At 38.0% G+C, this 13,912-nt stretch carries 14 protein-coding genes and 1 pseudogene; 12 read left to right on the plus strand and 3 right to left on the minus strand.

All coding sequences use genetic code 11. The annotated features are described in order from the left end of the window. Nucleotides 1-174: 174 nt before the first annotated feature. Both ACSVDJ_RS04360 and ACSVDJ_RS04365 read left to right on the plus strand, forming a co-directional pair. Complete coding sequence (locus tag ACSVDJ_RS04360) at nucleotides 175-1,281, plus strand: IS4 family transposase (RefSeq protein ID WP_518620081.1); 1,107 nt, start codon at nucleotides 175-177, stop codon at nucleotides 1,279-1,281. Between the two features lie 131 nt (nucleotides 1,282-1,412). Then, nucleotides 1,413-1,616, plus strand: coding sequence for a YcxB family protein (locus ACSVDJ_RS04365; protein WP_518620084.1), 204 nt, complete (start codon nucleotides 1,413-1,415; stop codon nucleotides 1,614-1,616). Between the two features lie 94 nt (nucleotides 1,617-1,710). Here the strand turns inward: ACSVDJ_RS04365 and ACSVDJ_RS04370 are convergent, their stop codons facing one another. Then, a complete protein-coding gene (locus tag ACSVDJ_RS04370) occupies nucleotides 1,711-1,977 on the minus strand; it encodes a CPCC family cysteine-rich protein (RefSeq protein WP_439171071.1) in 267 nt (88 codons plus the stop codon). A gap of 15 nt (nucleotides 1,978-1,992) precedes the next feature. After that, nucleotides 1,993-2,298, minus strand: a pseudogene (locus tag ACSVDJ_RS04375) (DUF3885 domain-containing protein); the annotation flags it as partial. 366 nt (nucleotides 2,299-2,664) lie between these two features. Here ACSVDJ_RS04375 and ACSVDJ_RS04380 point away from each other — a divergent pair. The 6 genes from ACSVDJ_RS04380 to ACSVDJ_RS04405 all read left to right on the plus strand — a co-directional run bounded on the left by ACSVDJ_RS04380 (nucleotide 2,665) and on the right by ACSVDJ_RS04405 (nucleotide 7,438). Continuing rightward, entirely contained in the window at nucleotides 2,665-3,681 is a 1,017-nt protein-coding gene (locus ACSVDJ_RS04380; protein ID WP_439171072.1) for a siderophore ABC transporter substrate-binding protein, read from the plus strand. Nucleotides 3,682-3,700: 19 nt separating this feature from the next. Then, entirely contained in the window at nucleotides 3,701-4,717 is a 1,017-nt protein-coding gene (locus tag ACSVDJ_RS04385; RefSeq protein ID WP_439171073.1) for an ABC transporter permease, read from the plus strand. Next, nucleotides 4,714-5,778, plus strand: a complete 1,065-nt coding sequence (locus tag ACSVDJ_RS04390) for an iron chelate uptake ABC transporter family permease subunit (protein WP_439171075.1) — start codon at nucleotides 4,714-4,716, stop codon at nucleotides 5,776-5,778. Before ACSVDJ_RS04385 ends, ACSVDJ_RS04390 begins: the two co-directional genes overlap by 4 nt. Beyond that, nucleotides 5,775-6,527 carry an iron ABC transporter ATP-binding protein gene (locus ACSVDJ_RS04395; RefSeq protein WP_439171077.1) on the plus strand — a complete coding sequence of 251 codons (753 nt, stop codon included), beginning with the start codon at nucleotides 5,775-5,777 and terminating at the stop codon, nucleotides 6,525-6,527. The genes ACSVDJ_RS04390 and ACSVDJ_RS04395 overlap by 4 nt, the downstream gene beginning before the upstream one ends. A 147-nt stretch (nucleotides 6,528-6,674) precedes the next feature. Beyond that, complete coding sequence (locus ACSVDJ_RS04400) at nucleotides 6,675-7,082, plus strand: hypothetical protein (protein ID WP_439171079.1); 408 nt, start codon at nucleotides 6,675-6,677, stop codon at nucleotides 7,080-7,082. A 41-nt stretch (nucleotides 7,083-7,123) separates the two neighbouring features. Then, a complete protein-coding gene (locus ACSVDJ_RS04405) occupies nucleotides 7,124-7,438 on the plus strand; it encodes an immunity protein CdiI family protein (protein ID WP_439171080.1) in 315 nt (104 codons plus the stop codon). 88 nt (nucleotides 7,439-7,526) lie between these two features. Here ACSVDJ_RS04405 and ucpA read toward each other — a convergent pair whose 3' ends face one another. Beyond that, nucleotides 7,527-8,318, minus strand: coding sequence for an SDR family oxidoreductase UcpA (gene ucpA / locus ACSVDJ_RS04410; protein ID WP_439171081.1), 792 nt, complete (start codon nucleotides 8,316-8,318; stop codon nucleotides 7,527-7,529). 208 nt (nucleotides 8,319-8,526) lie between these two features. On the opposite strand from ucpA, the gene ACSVDJ_RS04415 reads away from it, so the two are divergent. The 4 genes from ACSVDJ_RS04415 (at nucleotide 8,527) to ACSVDJ_RS04430 (ending at nucleotide 13,709) form a co-directional block, all read left to right on the plus strand. Further along, on the plus strand, nucleotides 8,527-9,825 hold the full coding sequence (locus ACSVDJ_RS04415; RefSeq protein ID WP_439171083.1) for a hypothetical protein: 1,299 nt from the start codon (nucleotides 8,527-8,529) through the stop codon (nucleotides 9,823-9,825). A gap of 197 nt (nucleotides 9,826-10,022) precedes the next feature. Further along, on the plus strand, nucleotides 10,023-11,417 hold the full coding sequence (locus tag ACSVDJ_RS04420) for a YfcC family protein (protein WP_439171085.1): 1,395 nt from the start codon (nucleotides 10,023-10,025) through the stop codon (nucleotides 11,415-11,417). Between the two features lie 16 nt (nucleotides 11,418-11,433). Beyond that, complete coding sequence (locus ACSVDJ_RS04425) at nucleotides 11,434-12,582, plus strand: M20 metallopeptidase family protein (protein WP_439171087.1); 1,149 nt, start codon at nucleotides 11,434-11,436, stop codon at nucleotides 12,580-12,582. Between the two features lie 20 nt (nucleotides 12,583-12,602). After that, nucleotides 12,603-13,709, plus strand: a complete 1,107-nt coding sequence (locus ACSVDJ_RS04430; RefSeq protein ID WP_439171089.1) for a mandelate racemase/muconate lactonizing enzyme family protein — start codon at nucleotides 12,603-12,605, stop codon at nucleotides 13,707-13,709. Nucleotides 13,710-13,912: the final 203 nt, after the last annotated feature.

A 13,912-nucleotide genomic window follows, 5' to 3' on the forward strand; every position in this document is an offset into this window, starting at 1 on the left:
GATACCGTTTCATATAAAAATGGAAAAATTAGCCTTTAATTAACCCGTTAATATGATTAAATAAGGACACCAGGCGTGTTGATTATGCATAATCTTCCATAAAAAGACGACAAAAAGGGACACCTTCTTGTAAAATGTAAGTACGACCAAACATAAACGAGAAGAGGTGTCCCTATGAAACAGAATACCATGTTCCCGAATTTGATTCAAAAGTTTATTTCCGATGAAGAGCTAAAACTATTGATTGAACTCGTTGGTTATGAAGATACCGCACGAAAGCTGGATGTCAAAACGTTAATTCAGTACCTTGTGATGGCGGCTGCTTGTGAGTGGAAAAGCTTGCGTTACTGTGCCGATGTCGGATCATCGGCGGGACTTGTCGATGTCAACTATTCCACTCTTTCAAAAAAGATGAGTCAGCTTGATTACGAATTAATGAAGAACGTATTTGATTTAGTCGTTCGTAAATGTAACCGTGCCACTCGTCGCACGTTGAACATGCCTAAGCACCTACTTCTCGTGGATTCTACTACGATCACGGTCGGAAAAACTCGACTTCCTTGGGCCGTTTATCATGGCGAACGCTCAGGCATCAAGCTTCATGTGAGTTTTTCATTGGAGACACAAATGCCCTTGAAAGTCGTTGAATCCACTGGTCTGACACACGATGGGCCTATCGGCGAGCATCTGGCGGACCCTCGGTTTATCTTAGTAGAAGACCGTGCCTATTTTAAAATTCAACGGATCGATCGCTTTCTCGGAGAAGGACAAGATTTCGTGATCCGGATGAAGGAAAACGTGGAGTTGTCTCAGATCAAATCCTTACAACGCTTGCCACAAGAGGGTTCAAACGTGACCCAAGATAGGACTTGTCTACTTGGTTCCGTTCAATCTCGTTCGGAAAAACGTCATCGAGTGGTGTTTTTTAAAGATGATGAAGGACGAGAAGTTCGTGCCGTGACCAGCTTACGTCATGTGTCGGCAGAAGAAATCGCCAACATGTACAAAGCGCGCTGGGGCATCGAAACCTTTTTTCGCTGGATCAAGCAAAATTTAAATGTGCCTGTTTTATTTGGTACGACCGAAAATGCGGTATTCAACCAGCTTTTCGCCGCCTTAATTGCCTATGTGCTGCTTCATTGGTTATATAAACAGACAAAATCCTCCATTTCCAAATCGAACCTGTCGTCAGTGGCTTTTCAGCGCATGCTTTTGACAGGCGCATTACCCTTACAGTGGTGGGATCGGATGGTCTTATTTCTGTATCACTATTTTGATTAGAGTAGGAGAAGTCTGTCTAAATTTGGTTAATCAACACGCTTGATCCAAGATATTTCTATTTTTATGTTATCCGAAATACTAAGAAAATGATACAAGAGGGCACGAACGAGGGTCTATTAGGTGAACATCATATGATTTTGTCGGAAGAGGGGATCATCGATTCGACTTCTAACGGTGAAACAAAAGTAACTTGGTCAGGCATTAAAACTATTAGTGAGGACAAACATAACATCTATCTTTATAACAGCTCAGTAAGTGCATACATACTTCCAAAAAGAGAGGTAGATGATGTTGAGGAAATAAAAAATTATCTTAAATCGAAGGTGACAGAATGAATATTTATCATGGTTACTTGCCAAGAGAAAGCGGCTGTCGCAGGAAGTTAATTTTCACTGACTTTTTGAATAGCCGCTTTTTGTTAAATTATCTTTAAATTAACGCTTTCCAATTAGGATCTTTTATGTCTTTCTCATTGGGCTTTCTTACAGACCGAATACAGACCTCTTCGCAAGCTCCAAACTTATTAAAGTTTTTTTGTGCTTGTCTCAATGAAACTTCATTTGCCCCACCTTCATAATCGGGGTCATTAAATTGAACTATATCATCTTCCCAAAAACAAATTTCACATACATCATACGTACCTGGTGGTTCTTCTTCTAATGTTTTATATCCGCAACAAGGACAAGTATATTTCATACAATCACCTACTTCCTATTTAAACAGTTTATCAATCTGTTCACGGTCATAATCCAATATCCAAGCATTTCGTTCTTTATAAAGTGGACGCAAATCTTCTTTATTAGATGCGACCACATCACAGCCACGATCATCATACAGGTGATAAATGAACTTTTTAGTGATATTGACAAAGTAAATGTTATAGCCGGCCCGATCGTAATTTTTTAAGATGCGTGTCGGGTGTGGAAAATCTTCGTAGCTGATAGCTGATAAAAGTTGGTGATATCGAATATCGCTCTTTTTACAGGGTAAAATAAATCGATGTGTCACGATATCCTCCTCGTCTTCCTCTGCAAAGTTAGAATATTGTTAAAATGAGAATGCATCTGTATCTGTTATGTTTCGGTTTGACGCTTTCAACATAACAGATACAGATGCTTTTTTATGTCCTTTTTCTTGTCAAGAACAGAAGTTGGTATTGATCCCCCAAAAAAAAAGTTGATAATATTTTTTGATTTGGTATACTTGAATAGAACATTGAAATTGATAATTATTATCATTACTTTTTTATCGCTGTGCACTATGTTAATATAGAGATAATTATTATTTAAATCGCGAATAAAAATATAACGATAGATATTAATTTTATCAATTCAATAATCTGTTTGACTATAAAGTTTATACATAAGGAAAGAGGTATGAGAGATGGGGAAGTTTAAATTAACTGTCATTATGATGGCAATGTTTGTTTTAATGTTGGCAGCTTGCTCAAATTCAAGTAATGAATCTGGCAAGACTGAAGATAAGGGGAAAGAAAAAGACTCTACTGAAGTTAAAACAGTTGAAATCACTGATGCTCATGGAAAGGTTACTGTTCCTGTAAATCCTAAGAATGTAGTTGCTTTGGATAATAGAACGTTTGAAACTTTAGCTGATTGGGATATTGAGTTAGCTGCTGCTCCAAAGGATGTAATGCCTGCGGATTCACCATATGTAAAGGATGATTCAGTTCAAGATATTGGAAATCACCGCGAACCAAATTTTGAGATTTTAGCGGCAGCAGACCCTGAACTTGTAATTGTTGGTCAAAGATTTGCTGACTATTATGAAGATATCAAGAAACTAGTACCAAATGCAGCTGTTATTGATCTTAATGTTGATGTTTCTGAGGAAGCTGCTACACCTGGAGAAAACTTAGTAAATGGACTTAAAGACGCTACACTTACTTTAGGACAAATTTTTGATAAAAATGAAGAAGCTAAACAATTGACAGCTGATTTTGATCAAGTGATCGAAAAAGCTAAGTCTGCATATAATGGAAAAGATAAAGTGATGAGTGTTATCGTTTCTGGTGGAGATATTGGTTATTCAGCTCCTGGTTCTGGACGCGTTTGGGGACCAATGTATGAAATCTTTGGATGGACTCCAGCATTAGATGTTAAAGATTCTTCTTCAGATCATCAAGGTGATGAAGTTTCTGTTGAAGCGATTGCACAAAGCAATCCTGATTGGCTTTTCGTACTAGATCGTGATGCTTCAATGTCTGATTTACCTGATGCAGTTCCTGCTCAGGATGTTATTGATAAATCACCTGCTCTTCAAAACACAACGGCTGTTTCTAAAAAACAGATTGTTTATGCACCAAATGACACTTACTTAAATGAATCAATCCAAACTTATTTGGAGTTATTTGAAAACGTTGCAAACACTTTAGCTAAGTAGTGTAAAGGAGTATAACATAGTGCCAAAAAATGCAGTCACTGGGATTGAGGATAATTCTCAATCCCAGTTTTATAACCACAATAAAATATGGACAAAACCTTTTATACTAGCGATTATAGTTGTTATTATTTTAGGCATTATATCACTGTTTACTGGAGTTTATGATATACACGGACAAGAAGATGGAATGGAGATGTTTTTCATAACTCGTGTTCCAAGAACAGTGGCACTAATGCTTACCGGAGCTGCCATGGCAATGGCAGGCCTTGTAATGCAACTTATTACACAGAATCGTTTAGTTGAACCTACGACAACAGGAACGATTGAATGGGCAGGCTTGGGCCTTCTTTTTGTTTATTTATTATTTCCTGCACCAACTTTGGTTCTAAGAATGACTGGTGCAATCATTTTTTCTTTTATAGGAACTATGATTTTCTTTTTATTTTTACGAAGAGTTAAACTTCGTTCGTCTTTAATTGTCCCAATCATTGGGCTGATGCTTGGAGCAGTCATTTCTGCCATTTCCACTTTTCTTGGACTCGTTTTTCAAATGACGCAAAATATTGAAAGTTGGTTTGTAGGTTCTTTTGCGAATGTTCAAGTTGGAAGGTATGAATATTTATGGCTAATTGTTATCGTTACTATTCTTATTTTTATTTATGCTAATAGATTGACTTTAGCTGGGCTAGGGGAAGATGTTGCAACAAGCCTTGGCGTTAATTACAACAGGATCGTTCTTTTGGGTACGGGCCTTATTTCTTTTGCAGTTGGAATTGTTGCAGCTGTTATTGGAAATTTACCTTTTTTAGGTTTGATTGTCCCAAATATTGTTTCGATGTTTAGAGGAGATGATCTTAGGAGCAATTTGCCTTGGGTATGTGTGATAGGCATGGGGACTATAACGGTTTGTGACATAATTTCTCGAACAATTATTATGCCTTTTGAAGTGCCTGTCTCTTTAATACTTGGAACAGCGGGTGCAGTCGTATTTATTACTATTTTATTGAGACAAAGAAAACCAAGGAGGCTAAGATGAACGCATTGGAATATAGAAGTAAAGAAAATATTGCGATCGATTCTAGCCTTCGTAATAAAAATAGATCCGCTAGAGCTTTTCGTTCTAAGAAAGAAGAAAAACGTTATTGGATTTTGCTCATAACTTTTATTGCTTTGGGTGCTCTTTCTTCGTATGGACTTTTAGTTTATAACAATCCAGTTCCAGTGGATTCACCTTCTTTTATCCCAGTTGTTGAAAGAAGGATAGTAGCTGTCGTTGCCATGATTATTGCTGCAGTTTGTCACAGTTTGTCGACCGTTGCTTTCCATTCGATTACGAATAATAGGATCATAACTCCTTCACTTTTAGGTTTTGAATCACTTTACTCAACAATTCATACTAGTACAATATTTTTCTTTGGTGCTAGTGCATTAATAAATTTTACTGGTATTGGACCATTTTTATTTAAAGTTAGTGTTATGGTCTTGATGAGTTTGATCCTTTATGGATGGTTACTTTCTGGAAAATATGGTAATTTGCAACTTATGCTTCTGGTTGGAATTATTATTGGAACTGGGCTGAATTCTGTGTCCACTTTTATGAGAAAACTTCTTGCACCGTCAGAGTTTGATATTTTACAGGCAAAATTGTTTGGTTCTGTCAATAATGCGGATGCTGAATATTTTCCAATTGTCATTCCGATGGTAATAATTATAGCAGTATTAATTTTTGCTTATTCTAAAAAATTAAATGTATTGTCACTTGGAAAAGATGTCGCTACTTCTTTTGGAGTTAAATATCAATCTAGTATAATTTATACGCTTATATTAGTTGCTGTTTTGATGTCAATTTCAACGGCTTTAGTTGGACCGCTTACTTTCTATGGGTTTTTAGTTGCAACTTTGAGTTATCAAGCAGCGCCAACTTATGATCATAGATATATTTTTCCAATGGCTCTTGCCATAGGATTTTTGATACTGACGAGTGCGTACTTTTTAATGTATCATGTATTCAATGCTCAAGGTGTAGTTTCAGTTATTATCGAACTGTTTGGTGGAATAATATTTTTAATTGTGATTTTAAGGAAGAGGGCTCTATGATAAAGATTGATAATGCTAGAAAATTGTATACTGATAAGGTAAAAATAGGACCATTGGATATTGAAATACCAAAAGCTGGTTTTACTTCTTTGATTGGACCCAATGGTGCTGGAAAGTCTACGACACTTTTGATGATTGGAAGACTTTTGGATATGGATGAAGGTCAAATCACGGTGGCAAATATGGATATTTCTGAATCTAACTCGAAAGACTTAGCGAAAATTATGACTATTTTGCGACAAGAAAATCATTTTGTAACGAGGCTTACTGTTAGACAACTAGCTGGATTTGGACGTTTTCCTTATTCAAAAGGAAGATTAACGAAAGAGGATGAGGCCATTATTTCTAAATATATCGATTTTTTAGACTTGACTGATCTAGAAAATAGATATTTAGATGAGCTTTCAGGTGGTCAAAGGCAAAGGGCATATGTTGCAATGGTTTTGTGTCAAGAGACTGAATATATACTTTTGGACGAGCCGTTGAACAACCTAGATGTTGCTCGTTCTGTTCAAATGATGGAGCATTTGAGACATGTTGCCAAAGAATTTGGAAGAACCATTTTGACTGTTATGCATGATATCAATTTTGCAGCCAAATATTCCGATAGAATTTGTGCTATGAAAGATGGACAAATTGCCGCTTTTGGAACAGTAGAAGAGATTATGGACTCAGAAGTTTTGACAGACATTTTTGAAACGAAAATAGAAATTATCGATGGTCCTTATGGGCCACTAGCGGTTTATTAGTTACAAGGTTTTTTAAAAAAGAGAAGCATCTCAAAAAAATGAGTATGCTAAAGAAATTTAATAGAAAATCAGATTATTTACTGCTTGCAGTGATTAGAAGAACATTCAATTTGTCTATGAGGTATTTTCTAGGGGAACTAAAGTGAAATGTATAAAAAGTTAAGTGATATCGATTTTAGTCACTTTATCGGACAGAGAGTGACCGAAGTGAAATCTGAAGCTGGCTTACTGTTAGGAGTATTTTTTGAAAAAGGTGTGTTAATCATTGAATGTCCTTGGCGGTTACGAGATATGCAGCAGATTATAAAGGGATATTCGGACTGTAAAAAATGGTCTCGATTACTGTTACGTGAATCATTAGAAAAACGGATTAAAGGAAAGAAAATTGTTTCCGTTCAACACTATGAGAATACTTCGGATTTCGTGCTTGAACTGGAAGAAGATCTATTTTTAGAGTTATTTCACGATAGTAATATGTTTGAAGGCTGGCAATTACAAGGAGAGCAAGGCTTGCATGTCGTTTCTTTGCCAGGTGGTTCTTATGAGGAGTTTTGAACAGAGGTGTTAATAGGATGGATTGTTGTTGTGAGAGCGGGATGACGAATCAATTGAAGTTACAAGGGGATGTTGATACAGACCCCATTTGGTGTGAGGTATGTGGATGTAATTTAGAAATAGAGGATTTGCCTATTTCAAATGATCTTGCAAAGGAATTAGATTTTTGGGCAGAGCAGTACGGCGAATGGATAGACTGGGAAACAGACCGATTGCTTTCTAATAGTGTTGAACTAGAAGATCATTATAATGGTAGAGGAGTTTTGTTGACAGAAACGTTGCAAACAGAACTTGGTGATTCATATAAAATAGTATATTCGCCTTCAACCAGTGCAAGATTGTATGCCCAAAAATGAATTTTTAAATACTACAAATTGATATAATTGAAAAGTCAAAGAAGCCCGCTCTCCCTAGTAGACAAGAGCAGGCTTCTTTTTTATCTATTTACACACCAACAGATACGGTTTCAGGTAACGTACTGCCACCGTCGATGACAATTTGTGTGCCTGTTATGTAACTGGATTCGTCGGATGCCAGAAACGCTGCTAGTTCGCCGACTTCTTCGATTTTTCCGAGGCGGCCTAGTGGAACACCACCAGCGATGCCATCAATGATTTGTTGAGGATTGGATGGATTGGATTCTTGAGCAATTTGTTCAGCCATTGGCGTCATAATATAGCCTGGTAAAATCGCATTGACCGTGATATGATCATTCGCAGCTTCGCGAGCCAATGATTTAGTAAAGCCTAAAAGTGCGGCTTTCGTTGTGGCATAAGCAGTTTCTCCCTCATCAGCAACCATTGTTCCAGTGACAGAGGATAGGTTGACAATTCGACCGTATTTTTTCTCTTTCATAAACGGAAGCACAGCTTTCGTGACGTTCCAAACGCCTTCAATATTCACTTTAAATTGAAAATCACGTGTTTCATCACTCATATCAAGGAAGTTAGCTAAGCGTACAACCCCGGCATTATTTACTAGCGCATCAATTTGGCCAAACTTATCCACGATCGTAGCAACGGCTTGTTTGACACTGTCGTTGTCGGTTATATCCATTTGAACGGCATGTACGTCAAGTTCCTCTTGTTTCATTTGTTCAGCTGTTTCAAATACTTGATCAGAAATATCAGCTAAGATCGTCGTCGCTCCATGTTTCGCAAGAACTTTTGCGATCCCTTGTCCATTTCCCATAGCTGCCCCTGTAACAATTGCTATTTTTCCATCCATTTTTTTCATTGTGAACATCCTCCTTTTGTGATTTCACTAATATTATACAATGATAGAAAATATATTCAAATGAAAAGGGGCATTTATACCTGTTTTTCGTAAGGTGTTTTTTTATACATTGTTTAGTTTCATCGTGTGGGAAATATTGAGAGTGGCATGGTATAATGAGAGTTAAAAAAATAGAACGTTCCTTATTGTGTTAAGAGGGGGGATTCGTATGTCTATCAAGGTGGCTTTGTTTGGTCCAGAAGAAATGGTGAAGTTGGTGAAAGAGTTAGAATGTCATGTAGAAGGGATCGAGATTATTCCTTATGTGTATAAAGTCCCTCGTGAAACGGAGCAACTCATAAGGGAGGCGACCTATTGCGATGTGTATTTATTTTCTGGTATTATCCCCTACTATTATTGTAAAAAATTCTTCCATTTGTTTGATCGACCAGCTATTTACGTTGTCGATAATGAATTAAGTGTTTCGTTAACGTTACTATCCCTTTTGTATGGTCAGCAAGCGAGCATCAACCGTTTGTCTATTGATTTACCTGATCGGAAGTATGTGGACAGTGTCGTCAAACAATTAAACATGATGCCAGAAGCATTGTATGTACAAGATTATCCATGGATGACAGAAAACTTAAATAAGGATTTCCAAGTGACTGATATTTTAGCAAGGCATCGCGATCTTTGGAATCGTGGACAAGTGGACTTGATCATTACGAGTATTCATGCAGTGTCTGATCAATTGAAGCAAGAACATATTCCATGCGTTCAAATGGTTGAACCTGAACGAAATATTATAGAGGCATTGAAAGAAGCGAAAATGCTCGGTGAATTACAGCAAAGTCAACAAGCGCAAGTGGCGATTGGATTAGTGAAGCTAGAGTCAGCCACTGAAAAAAAAGCGAATTCACATATTTATCAACGATTAATGAGTATAGCGAAACAAATGAATTGTACGCTTCAACAATCTACCCCCGACTTTTTTGTTTTGTATGGCACGAAAGGGAGTATGGAGTTTTTAGTAAAGAATATGGATCTACTACATTCTCTTTATGCAGATGTAGAGAAACAAGAACAAACAGTAAGTATCGGTTTGGGGTTTGGTTTAACCATCGTGGAGGCAGAACGGAATGCTCACATTGCTCTTAATTATTCTGAAAAGCAAGAAGCTGAACATGCGATCCATATTGTGACGGAAGAACAAACGGTCATCAATCCGCAAAAAGAGTCAACTACTGTGTCTGTTTTAAAAAGCGAAAATGAAGCAGTTGTTCAATTAGCAAAAGAGTTAAAAATGAGCGTCACGAATGTGATCAAGATGGCGCAGTTCGTTGCTTCGCGCCCCATGAATCGATTTACAGCTAGTGATGTTTCTGAATATTTCGAGGTAAGTAAGCGGTCGGCGGAACGCTTATTAAAGAAATTTTTAGAGGCTGGTTACTTGCATATTATTGGGGAAGAGCAGCCTTTCCAAAATGGTCGTCCTCGCTCAATTTATCGACTAGATTTGCCTTTCTAATAGAATAATTACTCATTTTAGTGGATTTAATTTCATTTATGTTGTATCATTTATGAAATTAAATCCACTTTTATGTATAACAATAAATTAATTAAAAATTTAAAAAATATCATTGACTATTATTTATTCGGTCGGGTATAATCTAATCAATTAACGACTATATAACGACATATTTTTTACGTGAGGAGGAGAGTCGTATGAGTGTAAAAAACGAAAAAAAGCCAAAAAGCTTGAATGTGTACGTTTTAATCTTTTGTTTAATTGTTTTGTCCGCTGTGTTAACTCATTTTGTTCCAGCTGGGCAATTTGAACGAGCAGAGGTTGATGGGCGAAGTATCGTTCAACCAGAGACATTTCAATTTATAGACGGAAATCCGCTCGGGTTTTTAGATATATTCAGCAGTGTTCATGGTGGGATGATCCAAGGAGCGAACACGATTTTCTTCGTCTTAATCGTTGGGGGAGCGTTTGGGATTTTAGCTGCGACAGGTGCAATGGATGCTTTTATTGCGATGATCTCACGCAAGATGGGCAATCGAGAAAAGCTCATTATTCCGGTGTTAATGTTATTCTTTGCGGCTGGTGGCTCATTAATGGGGATGTCAGATGAAACGATCGTTTATGTCGGCGTGCTCGTCCCATTAGCCATTGCATTAGGATTTGATGCGATTACTGGTTTTGCGATTGTCATTATCGGCGCCTCTGTTGGGTTTACGTCTGCGGTGATAAACCCCTTTACAGTCGGAATTGCTCAAGGAATTGCAGAATTACCGACGTTTTCAGGACTAGGTTTTCGCCTTATTGTATTCATTGTCATGTATGTAGCGGCTGTCATGTATGTGTATCATTATGCAGGGAAAGTGAAGAAAGACCCGTCTTTGGGCTTTTACGGAAAATATGAACATGTGAATAAAGAACAATTATTAAACTCTCACGGCAAGATGGAGACACGTCATAAATGGGTGATGATTACGTTTTTATTCAATTTTCTTATTCTTATATACGGTGTCATTCAATTTGGATGGTATATTCCTGAAATTGCTGGTTTGTTCTTATTGTTTGGCGTGATCATGGGCTTTATCGGCAAATTATCTCCGTCGCAAATTGCTGATAACTTTATTAAAGGAGCAGGAGATTTAATCGGGGGAGCATTAATTATTGGTTTAGCGCAGACGATTTTAGTGATTTTTAATACGACAGGAATTATGGATACGATTCTGTACTATTCAGCGAATGCATTAGATTCGTTTCCATCTGTATTGTCAGCTGTTGGTATGTTTTTCTTCCAATTAGGTTTAAACTTTCTCGTTCCATCAGGAAGTGGACAAGCGGCTTTAACGATGCCGATATTAGCACCATTATCGGATATGATCGGTGTGACAAGACAAACAGCTGTTCTTGCGTATCAATTTGGAGATGGGATTTCGAATATCATCTTCCCGACAAGCGGTTATTTTATGGCAGCACTAGCGGTCGCAGGTATTCCGTGGGGGAAATGGGTCAGATGGTTTTTTCCGTTTTTCCTCATTCAAATTACGATTGCTGTCATTGCACTAATTATTGCTCAGCTAATTCAGTTTGGGCCGTTTTAAAAAAGGAGGGTTTTTTGTGACTATTGTCGATGAGCATTTAATTAAACAAGCGATTGAAGATCGACGTCATTTTCATCAATATCCTGAATTGTCAGGAGAAGAGTATGAAACAAGTGCATTCATTTGCAAGCGACTAGAATTCTTAAATATCGAACGATTAAATTACGAGCCACCTAGCGTTGTTGGCTTTATAAAAGGAACAAAAGGTGATAAGACGATTGCTTTACGAGCAGATATAGATGCGTTGGCGATCACGGAGGAAGGAGATCGACCGTATATTTCTAAGCGCCCTGGAGTTGCTCATATGTGTGGGCATGACGGACATACAGCGGTATTGCTTGCCGTGGCGGAGTGGCTGTCTAATCATAGACAAGAAATTGAGCCAAATATTGTGCTTATTTTTCAATCAGCGGAAGAAATTACGCCTAGTGGAGCGGATGCACTTGTGAAGCAAGGAGTGTTGGATCATATTGATGCGATTTTTGGGTTGCATTTATGGCAAGGGCTTGAAAAAGGAAAAATCGGTCTCACTCATGGGCCGATGATGGCCTCAATTGATGATTTTGAAATAGTGATCGAAGGCTCTGGCGGTCATGGTTCCATGCCACATGAGACAGTCGATCCCATTTATGTAGCTACTCATGTCATTCAAGCTTTGCAAAGTATCGTCAGTCGTAAGTTGAACCCAATTGATGCTGGTGTGATCACTGTTGGGAAGATTGAAGCAGGATCGACATATAACATTATTCCGAACACAGCGAAACTGATTGGAACGATTCGCGCATTAACGCCGCGAGCAGTGAAGACGATTCAGGAGCAAACAGTTCAACTTACAGAAGGGATTTGTCACGCATTTGGTGCAAAGGCTCATATTGACTTTATCTATGGTACACCACCGCTTGTGAATCATCCGAAAGAATCGCAGTTTGTTGAATCTGTTATTCGTGAGTCATTCAGTGAGGACGTATTTGAGTTAATCGAGCCGGTGATGGGAGGAGAAGACTTCTCTTACTATTTGCAACAAAAACCAGGCGCATTTATTTTTGTCGGTATGGGTGGCGAAAAAAGTGCGTATCCACATCATCATCCTCGATTCGATATTGACGAAGACGTCATTCCAGATGCAATTAAACTATTTATTGATATCGTCAAAAATTATAACTAATGAAGGAGCCTGTTCATCCTATGAAAATTAAAAAAATAGATGTGTTTGCTGCTCGTCTACCGTTGAAAGAGCCATTTATTATCTCTTATCTTCGGTTAGACGATATGCCAACCGTTCTGACACGAGTCGAAACAGAAAGTGGTCTAGTTGGTTGGGGAGAAGCTGTACCAGATCCGATTGTGACCGGAGAAACATGGGAAAGCACGTATCAAGTGATTCAAAAAGAATTAGCTCCACTATTAATCAATGAAAGTCCATTCTCTATCGATCGTATCCATAGAAAGTTTAATGAAACAGTTTCAGAGGTTCCTTCGGCAAAGGCCGCTTTAGATATCGCATTATATGATTTAATGGGGAAAATAACAGGACAACCTGTTTATCAGTTAATTGGCGGAAAAGCCCATGAGGAATTACAAGTTCCACAAGTAATCAGTATTAAAGATCCTGCCGTGATGGCAGAGGATGCGCGTAATTATGTAGCCGCGGGTTGTCGCAATATTAAAATTAAAGTAGGAACGGATGCTAAGACCGACATTCAACGAATTCAAGCAGTGAGAGAGGCGATAGGTGCGGACGTTCAGCTAAGAGTCGATGCTAACCAAGGGTGGAGTCGAATTGAAGCGTTGAAAGTGATTCGTGAAACGGCTGACTGTGACGTCGATTGGTATGAACAACCCGTCAAAGCGCATGATTTAAAGTCGATGAAAGAAATAAGGTCCGTTTCTCCTGCGAGTATTATGGTCGATGAAGGGGTGCATAACATTCATGATTTAGTCGATGTGATCGAGATGAGAGCAGCAGATATGCTGAACATTAAGCTGATGAAATCTGGCGGTATTTATCCAGCTTTAGCATTAGCTAACTTAGCGGATGCGGCCGATATGCCATGCCAAATTGGCTCGATGGTAGAGTCAGCGATTGGTACAATGGCTGGTGCTCACCTCGCTATGGCTAAGTCTATTATCGAAACAAATGAAATGGTCGGTCCGCAAATGTTTTCAAAAGATGTGGCAGAAGTAACTTTTAACGGAGATGTTCTTCAACTTAGTGATCAGCCAGGGCTCGGTATTGAAGTGGATGAAGATTTCGTGAAAGAGATTACATGTTTTTCTTGTGAAGTTCAATAAGTCCTGAAGGTTCTTTGAGGTTTTTCTCAAAGAGCCTTTTTATTTTCACAGATCAATTAGACTTAATGCCTATATATTGTTTCTCAGTTATTAATGAAGAATAATAGTATACATGAATCTATGCTAACGAAAGCAAAGTATCTATGTTAAAATAGTTTCATCTTTTTTTATAATGGTGATCTCAAGAAAGAGGGAGTAAATAA

Origin of the sequence: Bacillus sp. Hm123, assembly GCF_051842975.2 — a bacterium.
In the GTDB taxonomy this organism is placed as follows: Bacteria; Bacillota; Bacilli; order Bacillales; family Domibacillaceae; genus Bacillus_CE.

What these genes read in the sequence shown, in the direction of transcription:
- ACSVDJ_RS04360 (WP_518620081.1), top strand. Translation starts at nt 175, where the DNA reads ATGAAACAGAATACCATGTTCCCGAATTTGATTCAAAAGTTTATTTCC.
- ACSVDJ_RS04365 (WP_518620084.1), top strand. Translation starts at nt 1,413, where the DNA reads ATGATTTTGTCGGAAGAGGGGATCATCGATTCGACTTCTAACGGTGAA.
- ACSVDJ_RS04370 (WP_439171071.1), bottom strand. Translation starts at nt 1,977, where the DNA reads ATGAAATATACTTGTCCTTGTTGCGGATATAAAACATTAGAAGAAGAA.
- ACSVDJ_RS04380 (WP_439171072.1), top strand. Translation starts at nt 2,665, where the DNA reads ATGGGGAAGTTTAAATTAACTGTCATTATGATGGCAATGTTTGTTTTA.
- ACSVDJ_RS04390 (WP_439171075.1), top strand. Translation starts at nt 4,714, where the DNA reads ATGAACGCATTGGAATATAGAAGTAAAGAAAATATTGCGATCGATTCT.
- ACSVDJ_RS04395 (WP_439171077.1), top strand. Translation starts at nt 5,775, where the DNA reads ATGATAAAGATTGATAATGCTAGAAAATTGTATACTGATAAGGTAAAA.
- ACSVDJ_RS04400 (WP_439171079.1), top strand. Translation starts at nt 6,675, where the DNA reads ATGTATAAAAAGTTAAGTGATATCGATTTTAGTCACTTTATCGGACAG.
- ACSVDJ_RS04405 (WP_439171080.1), top strand. Translation starts at nt 7,124, where the DNA reads ATGACGAATCAATTGAAGTTACAAGGGGATGTTGATACAGACCCCATT.
- ucpA (WP_439171081.1), bottom strand. Translation starts at nt 8,318, where the DNA reads ATGAAAAAAATGGATGGAAAAATAGCAATTGTTACAGGGGCAGCTATG.
- ACSVDJ_RS04415 (WP_439171083.1), top strand. Translation starts at nt 8,527, where the DNA reads ATGTCTATCAAGGTGGCTTTGTTTGGTCCAGAAGAAATGGTGAAGTTG.
- ACSVDJ_RS04420 (WP_439171085.1), top strand. Translation starts at nt 10,023, where the DNA reads ATGAGTGTAAAAAACGAAAAAAAGCCAAAAAGCTTGAATGTGTACGTT.
- ACSVDJ_RS04430 (WP_439171089.1), top strand. Translation starts at nt 12,603, where the DNA reads ATGAAAATTAAAAAAATAGATGTGTTTGCTGCTCGTCTACCGTTGAAA.